This is a genomic window from Vibrio sp. 2CM40D, from assembly GCF_023161825.1.
GTDB lineage: Bacteria > Pseudomonadota > Gammaproteobacteria > Enterobacterales > Vibrionaceae > Vibrio > Vibrio alginolyticus.
The window spans coordinates 24,429-33,966 of sequence record NZ_JALNTL010000021.1; the positions used below are offsets into that span (position 1 = coordinate 24,429).

Consider the following 9,538-nt stretch of genomic DNA (forward strand, 5'->3'; position numbering starts at 1 on the left):
ACGCTTGGCGTTTTCGCTTCGCTCAAGTATAGCCAAGCGTCGCTCACACCTTAATGCGGCGTTAAGTGTTTAGGAGAATATAGTGGCAAAAATAGATTCTGATGTACTGATTAAAGCCGAAAGTACTATACCAATTGAGTTAGTACAGTCGTCAAAAGACTTTATGGATATTATGTTTTCTAATATTCCATTTTTGGTAACCATTTGCGTTGTAGTTTGTGCTGCGACAGTGACATACCGCAGCAATAGAAAATCTGTTGAATCTCAAAATAGGCTATCTCAAGCTACTTTAGAAAAGCAAACCATATTGGCAAATGAAGCTAAAGACGCTGAACATCAAAACAAAATATCAGAGTTCCGTCATCAATGGATTCAAGAAGTTAGAGGCACCAGTTCTGAACTATCTAAAGTACTCCATCAATGCAAAGTGTATTACACGTTAAAGCAACGTGAGTTTGAACATTCCGTGCATATGTCTGGTACACCATCAGGCAATCAGAATCATCTAGATGCGTGCGATAAGTATGAGTCAAAATATATAGAATCCCGAGCAGAGTTTTATCAACTGTATTCGAAAATAGTATTATTGTTTAAACCAAGCGACTCCCAGACTGAGAATCTCTTGATATTGCTAAATCAAATGCGATTAGCGTTATACAATAATCCTTCACAAGTTACAGATGAGTCGATTGATGCAATATTGACTGAACTGCAGAACATTCTAAAGACCGAATGGGAAGTAACTAAATCAAGAACATGGGTACAAAACACTTAACAAACAATTTAAGAGTGATTCCCCACGCTTGGCATTTTTGGTTTGGGTTAAGTTTGGTGTTTACGGTGTCCAATTTGAGTGCAGTGGTAGCGTGGCTCACACCTTAATTGGGCGTTAGTTGCCAACGAGGAAAAATGTACTTAAAGCAGAATGTTTAGGGCTAATGTCCATGTGTTTTTGGCTAGGTTTTCGTATTTCAATTTCTAGTTGTTTGGGTTTGCGAAAATCGTGCTTTGGTTTCTTTCTTGGTTTGGTTTTCTGCTTCAGAAGCCGCTTTATTAGTTGAAAGCCTGCTCTGCTGCATTGTCGTTCCAAAAGGTTTGTTTGGTGTTCAAAGCCTGTTTTCTACGGCGTTGTAAATTCCAAGTGGTTTCAGTGACAGGCGTTTTGAAACTGCGCCTGATTTGAGTTGTTCAAAACACGTAAATCTAGTGTTGGCAAAGCTGCAATCAACTTCAAGTTAAAGCCTTAGCCTTGGCAACTAACAAACTGTTCAAGAGGGATTCACAACGCTTGGCGGTTTTGGTTTGAATTAGCTTTAGTGTTTACGGCACAATGGTTAGGCTGGGGTGGTAGCGTTGTTCACCCCTTAACAGGGCGTTATGTGCTTATGAGGAAAATTGACATGGAAGTGATAGAGGCCAACCCTGATTTGGCCCCAATATTAGCGAGTTATGCGAAAGAGTAGCCAATCCGAGTAATGGCGCACATATAGCTTTCAATGCTCCATCAAAGGAGTCCGTCGACCTCTTTTATACTACTGCACTCGAATTGGGTGGCACTTGTGAAGGAAAGCCTGGTCTAAGGCCAGAATATGGTGAAAGCTACTATGCGGCATTTGTTAGAGACTTGGATGGAAACAAAATTGAAGCAGTTACTTTGTAGCTTCGAGTACGCATATAACAAAGCGTTCAAGAGGGACAGTCAACGCGTGGCGAATTTGGTTCAAATCTTGGCGTCTGTGTTTTCGGTGGTAAATTGAAGTTTGTGGTATTGCGTTGCTGCCCCTTAACGCGGCGTTAGTCGCCAGAAAAAGCTAGCAATCAAAATCATGTTTCTGAGCTCAAAATTTGGCAGCTGTTTGTTTGATACACAGATTTATCATCGATGGTCAAAACTCAGTTTCAGCTGTTTAAAGTCCAACGTTTTGCAAGTGCTCTAGCGGTTGCTTTGTTCTTTGGTGCTGACAGAGCAGGGCAATCGATAATTTGTTTTTGGCTGCAAATCTGCTCGGTGAGTTTGTTGGTTCAAAAGCAAATTTACTCGCTGAAAAGACGTTTTCTCTGGTGTGGTAAGTTCCACGTGGTTTCAGTGACTTTGTTGAAAGTCCGCACTGTGAGATTGGTTTTCCAAAAGCGTTTTTTGGTGTTGTCAGTCCGTTTTCTGCGGCGTTGTTTGTTCCAAGTGGTTTCATTGACTAGCCGCTTTGAAACTACGCCTGATTTAAGTGCATCAAAGCACATAAAGTTTGTTGTTTGCAAAGTTTGGTTCGGCTTAAAATTGTCGCTCGGTGCCTCGCGACTAACAAACTGCTCAAGAGGGATTCGCAACGCGTGGCATTTTTACTATGCGTTGATTTTAGTGATTTAGGTGGTTTGCGGCGGCTTTTGTATTGCGTTGCTCACCCCTTAGCAGGGCGTTATGTGTTTACGAGGTAATAATGATTGATGCACGTCTAAAGCAATATTGGCTGGATGAACTTAAAGCCTCAGCACATTTTCTAGAGGGACTTTATCGCTCTGGAGAGTGGAGTGAACGGCTAGAATATGAGGTTGAAAAATCGATATTTGTTGGGTTTTACGCTATTCGGAAGTTACAGGAAAGCGGGCATTTGGATCAACGCGTATCCAGCCTGAATTGGACATTAACAGCTTATCCTTCTTGCGAAGAAGCTAAATCAGAAAAATGGATTCGTAATTACAATCACAGCAAGGGCTTTGCTAAGCTGTTTAGCCTAAAGAAAATGTGCCACCAATTTGTTCATAGCGTTCACTTTTCGCCATTTGTGCCTGATGAGAGCTTCTGTGTGGGGTTCTATTTTGTTTCTGACTATGACAGTAAGAAAGAACTGTATTACATTCAATTGGTTAATGTTCTCAATGTCTTCTTAAGCGTGGCAAGCGGGAAGAATGTTAAGCTAAAAATTGATCATAGTGAGAATAGTCTTTCTGTCAATTTAGCCAACACATAACAAACTGTTTAAGAGTGATTCGCAACGCGTGGCATTTTTACTATGCGTTAGTTTTAGTGGTTAAGGTGGTATGCGGGAGCATTGGTATTGCGTTGCTCACACCTTAACAGGGCGTTAGCCATACAAGGAATAACTATGAAAATTGAGTTAGATTCGAACCCGAAAATTAGCGACATTGAGGAAATCCGCTCACATCTTAGAAAATACAATGATGAGCACCTCGAAGGCGTAGTTGAGCATCCAGTAGCAATCTATGTTTACAACGATGAACAAGACAAAATAGCAGGTATTACCGCAGAAATTTGGGGTAATTGGCTCCATGTTAAGTTGTTGTGGGTCGCAGAGTCGTTGCGTGGAAGCAACATGGGAACACATCTACTCAAGCAACTTGAAGAACATGCCGCGTCACAAGGTTGCCAATATGCACAGGTCGAGACATTCAGCTTTCAAGCTCGTCCATTTTATGAAAAGAATGGCTATTCGTGCCAAATGACGTTAGAAAACTACCCAGTATCTACAGCCGTACATTACTTGGTCAAAAAATTGCGGTGAGAGTATGGCTAACAAAGCGTTCAAGACGGATTCACAACGCTTGGCATTTTCGGTTTGCTTTGAATTTAGTGTTTACGGCACAATGATTTAGGTTTGGTGGTTGTCGTTGTTCACCACTTAACGCGGCGTTATACAAATGAGGGAAATATGTCAATAGAGCATAAACTAGAATATTTTAAGAGTATCCAATTGGGCTTGGACACCACGATAAAATGGGCATTCACTTTGAATGGTGCAGCCGCAGCTGGGCTTATGACGTTTCTTGGTGGTGCGATTGATAAGCAAGATAAGTTTTCTGATTGGAGTTTGTTCGGTACAGCTATGACACTCTTTGTATCTGGAATGGTTGTTGCTGTCATTTGCTACGCGCTAAGGGTGTTATCTCTTCAATTTGCTTCGCAGTTGCAGCTACATGAATCAAGAGAGTTTGTTATGGAGCCTGGAGATTATCTTCAGATGAGCAACCGTTGGATTTACTCCCTTATTGCTAGTTTGTTGGGGTTTGTAAGTTCACTGATTTTGTTCACGTGTGGGGTATTACATGCGAAGTGGGCAATATTTGTATAACAAAGCATTTAAGAGTGATTCTCAACGCTTGGCATTTTCCATTTCATCGTTGAGTTCGGTGTTTACGGTGGTGTTGTTTAGTTCAGTGGACGCGTTGTTCACACCTTAATGCGGCGTTAGGCGATAAAGTTTAGTGCAAAGCATCAATATTTTGTGCTAATGGCGTCAGTCTCCTATTCTAAATTGAGGCTCAAAGTTTTGAGCTTTGAGTACACCACAAGAGGAGAGAGCAATGACAGTTTCCCAAAAGGAACTCAATACTTTAAAAAGTATGAGCAACGTGATGACATTACATGAAAGGGGGCACTCGCCTGCGTATATACTCGAAACAATCCAAGTCGCATGTAAACGTCAAAAAAGGGAGTGCACTCTGAGTGAGATGGACGTGCTTAGTCTCACTAAGTTTGGAGATTTGAATCAAACTCATCCATGTCTTCCAAACGGAGATATGGAAGTAATTAATAACGCTCATAATAATATTGCAGCTAATCAACCTAAACTACCTACTAATCCGTCTTCAGAACCTGACGCAGGCATTGGAGATGACATGCTTCTTGATTATTAGTATCTCAAGGGAGAACTAGTTCTCCCTTCCACATAATTCTTGATAATTTCTCGCCTAACAAATTGTTCAAGAGTGATTCGGCACGCTTGGCATTTTTGCTATGCGTCAGTTTTAGTGGTTAAGGTGGTATGCGGAGGCTTAGGTATTGCGTGCCTCACACCTTAACAAGGCGTTATACGAATAGAGGGAAATTATGTACAAAAGTAATGATTTTAACTTGGATTCAAAAGAGTTCAGGTTTAAGAAAGACTCATATCCTTTGTCTAAGATAAACAATGTTAGGGTTAAAAAGTTAAGTTTTCTTGATAATTTAGGTCAAGTTTTATTCTGGGTATGTGTTTTTTCAGGGGCAGTTTGGTTAGTTATTCCAAGGTTGGAAGAGGTGCCACAATGGCTACTAGTTTTAGTTCTTAGTCTGACGGTTGTAGGTTTGGTTTTTGCTCTTTTTCGTTGTTCTAAATATGCACTTCAAGTCGAGTTTCGTCACATAGATGAAACGGGCGTTCAATGGGTTAATGTCGCTAAGTCATACTCAAAGTCAGATTGTGAGTTATTTGAACAGCAAGTGTTGGCACTGAAGAAATTCGTATAACAAATTGTTCAAGAGTGATTCGGCACGCGTGGCATTTTTACTATGCGTTGGTTTTAGTGGTTAAGGTGTTATGCGGAACCTTCGGTATTGCATGCCTCACACCTTAACAAGGCGTTATAACTCATGAACTTGCTCGAAAGTTTAGCCAGTATATTTGATGTTTCTTTAGCCGGGTAGTTTCATATCAGCCGTGGTTTAATTTTACGAGGCTATTATGAAGTCTAGACAATGTCCCAAGTGCCGGAAAAATGTTGCACTTAGCTGGTTTTTCTTTAGTTCTCATTGGACGAAGTATCGTTGTATTGAATGTGGTTCGCTGATGAAATGGAGTAAGAGGCGAACTTATCTAGGAGCTATATCCGGCGGTTTTGCTGGCCCATTTGTCATTTCTACACAATCTCTCATTCCATCTACATTTCTTAGAGTCTTTATTGCCATTATTTTCGCAATAGCTTTAGCAGTTTCTGTGAGTAAGCAGATAGAGTACATTGACGAAACTGAGTTATAACAAAGCATTTAAGAGGGATTCACAACGCTTGGCAGTTTTGGTTTTAATTTGCTTTAGTGTTTACGGCACAATGGTTTAGCTTGGGTGGAATGCTTTGTTCACCCCTTAATGCGGCGTTAGCAGTAATCATCTGGCACTTCCATGCGTCTTTAGTCGCTTAGTGTAACGGCGATATACCCAACCCGTGACTATCTCACCATCTAATTCTACTCGGACATAGAGCCAGTGTCGGTCTTCAGCGTCCAAAGTTTCTAACACATCGCCAAGAGGCAATGTCCCCATTACGGCACTCTTAGTTGTGGGGTGTTCTCTCAGATTTAGTTTGGTTGCGATAACTATTCGATAGTTTTGAAATGAATTATCAAATGTATTATTTCTGATCTCATGTTTTACTTCTTTGGTAGATGTAAGACCCTGAAAGACGGTTCGGATTTTATCTGACTGCTCCATGTATAGAGTCGCTAAGCACGATAGAATAAAAGGTAATACTATGATCTCAAGAATCTTAAATAAAGCTCTGATTGCTTTGTCAGATAGGCTATCAAGGTCATTTTGCTGAAATACTTTCACTTCGATTTCATGTCTAATATTGAAATCAAGCTGTAAGTTATTGCTGTCGAGATGCTCTTTGACTTTGTCGAATAGGTCTTGAGTTTGTCCTCTAGACCTCATTTTACTCATGTATCTTTGGCGACAGAGTTTTATTACATGAAGTTGTTGCGCTGGAGTCATGCTCAACCAATTAAAACGTTCTTCTCGTTTGCGCATACAGCCTTGGCAGTAGCCTTCTGCATCGATAGTACATACACCCACGCAAGGACTTGGTACGCTGAAGAACTCCAATTGTTCCATTTATTTACCTTAAAATTTATACTCCATTAGTTTAGTATTCTAAACGCAAAAATTACTGCTAACAAAGCATTTAAGAGTGATTCGCAACGCTTGGCATTTTCGCTTCGCTCAAGTATAGCCAAGCGTCGCTCACACCTTAATGCGGCGTTAGTTACCAACGAGGAAAACTCAGCTAATGCAGAATATTTAGGGTTAATGTCCGTGTATTGTTGGCTAGGTTGCCGTATTTCAATTTCTAGCGATTTGGGTTTGTCAAAATCGTGTTTTAGTTTCTTGTGTGGTTTGGGGTTTCTGTTTCAGAAGCCGATTTACTTGTTGAAAGCTCGCTCTGTAGCATTGTCTTTCCAAAAGAGCTCTTAGGTTTTGTCAGTCCGCTTTCTACGGCGTTTTGTGTTCCAAGTGGTTTCAGTGACAGTCGCTTTGAAACTGCGCCTGATTTAAGTTTGCCAAAACACGTAAAGTTCGTGTTGGCAAAGCGGCAATTAACTTCAAATCAAAGCGTTAGGCTTGGCAACTAACAAAGCATTCAAGAGGGACAGTCAACGCGTGGCGAGTTTAATTTAAATCTTGGCATCTGCGTTTACGGTGTTAAATTGAAGTTTGGCGGTAGCGCGTTGCTGCCCCTTAATGCGGCGTTATGTTTTTAATTGAAATTATAAGGATCTTTATCATGCAAATTTTATTCTTTGCTGTTGGCGTTTTACTTTACTTTTTGGGCTTTGTTGTTTTTTCTGGGGCTAAAAGCTCGATTCATGAAACTGTTGGTTTACTGATATTCTTGAATGGTACTTTGTTTGTTATTGCTGCTGGCATCATTGATGCGATCAACAAGAAAAATAAAGCAGAACAAAGCGTTTAAGATGTATTCGCAATAGCAGCGTGATAGAGTTTCAAAAGCGCAGAGAGCTGTTTTAATTGGCGTTGTGTTTTCGTTACTAACAGATCTGTTTTTAGTACCAAAGAGGAGTGCCTGCACAGTTCAAAACACCGTGATGAATATGACAAAGTAATAGAGCGGGTGAAGTCGTTATAACAAACATAACAAAGCGTTCAAGAGGGATTCTCAACGCTTGGCAGTTTTGGTTCAAAGTTTGGCTTTTGTGTATATGGCATAATGGTTTAAGTTGGGTGGTATAGCGTTGTTCACCCCTTAACGCGGCGTTAGCATACTTTGATAGGAGTTCAGATGGCTACGATAGTCGAACAAATTGTTAATCGTGAAATTGACTCGGTCATCGTGTACGAATCTGACCAAGTTATAGCTTTTGCAGACCATGATCCAATCAACTTTGGGCATATTTTAATTTGTCCTAAGACTCAATACCGTACTTTCATTGACCTGCCTGAGTCTGTATTTTTTGAGATCACCGACGTTGCAAGAGATTTATATAAACGTATAGAAGCTAAGTTCAATCCTGATGGTATCGGCTTTATGCAAAACAATGGAGAGACTCCTCATTTTAACGAGCTCGATCACTACCATTTGCATATTTTCCCTAGGTTTCATGGCGACCAGTACGGTTGGGTTAGTAGTGAGCTTGGAATTCAAACTATGGATAAACTAAGAGAATCACTTAATGATCTATGAGCATTGAAAAAGTATGCTAACAAATTGTTCAAGAGTGATTCGGCACGCGTGGCATTTTTACTATGCGTTGGTTTTAGTGGTTAAGGCGTTATGCGGAGGCTTCGGTATTGCGTGCCTCACACCTTAACAAGGCGTTATGTGCAGGAGTTCAAATGAACAAATATGGTGATGTTGCTGTAGCAGCTACTCACATCGCTCAAACTGGAGTCTGTCCAGTTGAAGCTTGGAATACAGCTGCAGAAAAAGAGTTCAAGGACAATGCTACTTCCATCAAAAAAGAGTGTCCAAAAAACGCTTTTCTAGGTTTAGCCGAAAGTGGCTTTGTCGTTGGCGTGCCCAAAGGAAGCTATACAAAATCAGTTTTAAATAAACAATATGCTTTAGAGGCAGTTAGGCTGCTAAACGAAAATCCAAGCATGCAAAATAACATCAAAAAACTCTGGGTTCAGTCATGTGGCTCCGAGTCTAAAGTGCATAATAGCCAAATGGATGTTGTTGTGTCGTTGTTGTCTCTAGGGTTGCTGGAGTAAGCACATAACAAACTGTTCAAGAGGGATTCGCAACGCGTGGCATTTTCACTATGCGTTGGTTTTAGTGATTAAGGTGGTATGCGGCAACTTTGGTATTGCGTTGCTCACCCCTTAACAGGGCGTTATGTTCTCCGAGGAAAAAATGGAATATTGTATAAAAAAAATAGAGAAAGCCCTTCTCGAATATTTTCGTTCAAACCTTGAAAGGTTGTCAGATAAAGAAATTGATCTGATCGATATTGGGGTGTTTCCGTGGCACTCTAAGATAGAAGTTTCTTTCTATGAATCTGGAGATTCCGCATCATTGGATGATATTGCAGCATGGAAGTTATATGATTTTTCCAGCATGAATGAAGGGCATTGGAATTTGGGTTTAGATGTTGCGGAAGATTTGTCTAAAGAATGGGATAAAAGTAGAGATATTTTACCATTTTTGTTTGATTTTTCATCTGCTGTTACATCGGATGCTGTAAGAGCAGCTATCGGTGAATATAAACTGTCAAACAACTTCTGTGTTCAAATTCTTGATCCGGACAAGCCTAATTCTAAAAACTACTGTGAGTGGTAAGAAACTAAAAATAAGATGTCGTTTCTAATAGATAATGCGGCTGCTAATTCAACAAACATAACAAAGCATTTAAGCGTGATTCTCAACGCTTGGCATTTTCAGTTCAAGGTTGGGTTTCGTGTTTACGGCGCAACGGTTTAGTGTAGGTGGCAGCGTTGCTCACACCTTAATGCGGCGTTAGTCGCCAGAAAAAGCTAGCAGTCAAAATCATGTTTCTGACCTAAAAATTTGGCAGTAGTTTGTTTGGTAC

General features: G+C 40.5%; 12 protein-coding genes and 2 pseudogenes. 11 read left to right on the forward strand and 3 right to left on the reverse strand.

Annotation, left to right across the window (positions count from 1 at the left end):
• Positions 1-82 precede the first annotated feature (82 nt).
• Both MTF70_RS23865 and MTF70_RS23875 read left to right on the forward strand, forming a co-directional pair.
• Positions 83-775 carry a hypothetical protein gene (locus MTF70_RS23865; protein WP_025769004.1) on the forward strand — a complete coding sequence of 231 codons (693 nt, stop codon included), beginning with the start codon at positions 83-85 and terminating at the stop codon, positions 773-775.
• Between the two features lie 696 nt (positions 776-1,471).
• Positions 1,472-1,660: pseudogene (locus MTF70_RS23875) on the forward strand (VOC family protein); the annotation flags it as partial.
• 247 nt (positions 1,661-1,907) lie between these two features.
• Here MTF70_RS23875 and MTF70_RS23880 read toward each other — a convergent pair.
• Complete coding sequence (locus tag MTF70_RS23880; protein WP_045392079.1) at positions 1,908-2,189, reverse strand: hypothetical protein; 282 nt, start codon at positions 2,187-2,189, stop codon at positions 1,908-1,910.
• A 246-nt stretch (positions 2,190-2,435) separates the two neighbouring features.
• On the opposite strand from MTF70_RS23880, the gene MTF70_RS23885 reads away from it, so the two are divergent.
• From MTF70_RS23885 to MTF70_RS23915, 5 genes are all read left to right on the forward strand, one after another.
• Complete coding sequence (locus tag MTF70_RS23885) at positions 2,436-2,966, forward strand: hypothetical protein (RefSeq protein ID WP_054702813.1); 531 nt, start codon at positions 2,436-2,438, stop codon at positions 2,964-2,966.
• Between the two features lie 135 nt (positions 2,967-3,101).
• On the forward strand, positions 3,102-3,518 hold the full coding sequence (locus tag MTF70_RS23895; protein ID WP_171345181.1) for a GNAT family N-acetyltransferase: 417 nt from the start codon (positions 3,102-3,104) through the stop codon (positions 3,516-3,518).
• A 147-nt stretch (positions 3,519-3,665) separates the two neighbouring features.
• A complete protein-coding gene (locus MTF70_RS23900; protein ID WP_064354050.1) occupies positions 3,666-4,085 on the forward strand; it encodes a hypothetical protein in 420 nt (139 codons plus the stop codon).
• Between the two features lie 232 nt (positions 4,086-4,317).
• Complete coding sequence (locus MTF70_RS23905; protein WP_205461639.1) at positions 4,318-4,650, forward strand: hypothetical protein; 333 nt, start codon at positions 4,318-4,320, stop codon at positions 4,648-4,650.
• A gap of 193 nt (positions 4,651-4,843) precedes the next feature.
• Positions 4,844-5,242, forward strand: coding sequence for a DUF6232 family protein (locus MTF70_RS23915; protein ID WP_025539256.1), 399 nt, complete (start codon positions 4,844-4,846; stop codon positions 5,240-5,242).
• 634 nt (positions 5,243-5,876) lie between these two features.
• On the opposite strand, the gene MTF70_RS24475 is transcribed toward MTF70_RS23915, so the two are convergent.
• Both MTF70_RS24475 and MTF70_RS23930 read right to left on the reverse strand, forming a co-directional pair.
• Complete coding sequence (locus MTF70_RS24475) at positions 5,877-6,431, reverse strand: SH3 domain-containing protein (protein ID WP_306301150.1); 555 nt, start codon at positions 6,429-6,431, stop codon at positions 5,877-5,879.
• Positions 6,432-6,602: pseudogene (locus MTF70_RS23930) on the reverse strand (DUF1289 domain-containing protein); the annotation flags it as partial. It abuts the gene before it with no gap.
• A gap of 670 nt (positions 6,603-7,272) precedes the next feature.
• Here MTF70_RS23930 and MTF70_RS23940 point away from each other — a divergent pair.
• The 4 genes from MTF70_RS23940 (at position 7,273) to MTF70_RS23965 (ending at position 9,288) form a co-directional block, all read left to right on the forward strand.
• Positions 7,273-7,461 (forward strand): hypothetical protein, encoded by a 189-nt coding sequence (locus tag MTF70_RS23940; protein ID WP_025630558.1) that lies wholly within the window; start codon positions 7,273-7,275, stop codon positions 7,459-7,461.
• A 327-nt stretch (positions 7,462-7,788) separates the two neighbouring features.
• On the forward strand, positions 7,789-8,190 hold the full coding sequence (locus MTF70_RS23945) for an HIT family protein (protein WP_025769002.1): 402 nt from the start codon (positions 7,789-7,791) through the stop codon (positions 8,188-8,190).
• Positions 8,191-8,342: 152 nt separating this feature from the next.
• Complete coding sequence (locus MTF70_RS23955) at positions 8,343-8,720, forward strand: hypothetical protein (RefSeq protein WP_025769001.1); 378 nt, start codon at positions 8,343-8,345, stop codon at positions 8,718-8,720.
• 142 nt (positions 8,721-8,862) lie between these two features.
• Positions 8,863-9,288, forward strand: a complete 426-nt coding sequence (locus MTF70_RS23965; protein ID WP_080996695.1) for a hypothetical protein — start codon at positions 8,863-8,865, stop codon at positions 9,286-9,288.
• The last annotated feature ends 250 nt before the right edge of the window (positions 9,289-9,538 follow it).

What these genes read in the sequence shown, in the direction of transcription:
- MTF70_RS23905 (WP_205461639.1), top strand. Translation starts at nt 4,318, where the DNA reads ATGACAGTTTCCCAAAAGGAACTCAATACTTTAAAAAGTATGAGCAAC.
- MTF70_RS23965 (WP_080996695.1), top strand. Translation starts at nt 8,863, where the DNA reads ATGGAATATTGTATAAAAAAAATAGAGAAAGCCCTTCTCGAATATTTT.
- MTF70_RS23915 (WP_025539256.1), top strand. Translation starts at nt 4,844, where the DNA reads ATGTACAAAAGTAATGATTTTAACTTGGATTCAAAAGAGTTCAGGTTT.
- MTF70_RS23945 (WP_025769002.1), top strand. Translation starts at nt 7,789, where the DNA reads ATGGCTACGATAGTCGAACAAATTGTTAATCGTGAAATTGACTCGGTC.
- MTF70_RS23885 (WP_054702813.1), top strand. Translation starts at nt 2,436, where the DNA reads ATGATTGATGCACGTCTAAAGCAATATTGGCTGGATGAACTTAAAGCC.
- MTF70_RS23900 (WP_064354050.1), top strand. Translation starts at nt 3,666, where the DNA reads ATGTCAATAGAGCATAAACTAGAATATTTTAAGAGTATCCAATTGGGC.
- MTF70_RS23880 (WP_045392079.1), bottom strand. Translation starts at nt 2,189, where the DNA reads ATGAAACCACTTGGAACAAACAACGCCGCAGAAAACGGACTGACAACA.
- MTF70_RS23955 (WP_025769001.1), top strand. Translation starts at nt 8,343, where the DNA reads ATGAACAAATATGGTGATGTTGCTGTAGCAGCTACTCACATCGCTCAA.
- MTF70_RS23940 (WP_025630558.1), top strand. Translation starts at nt 7,273, where the DNA reads ATGCAAATTTTATTCTTTGCTGTTGGCGTTTTACTTTACTTTTTGGGC.
- MTF70_RS24475 (WP_306301150.1), bottom strand. Translation starts at nt 6,431, where the DNA reads ATGAGTAAAATGAGGTCTAGAGGACAAACTCAAGACCTATTCGACAAA.
- MTF70_RS23895 (WP_171345181.1), top strand. Translation starts at nt 3,102, where the DNA reads ATGAAAATTGAGTTAGATTCGAACCCGAAAATTAGCGACATTGAGGAA.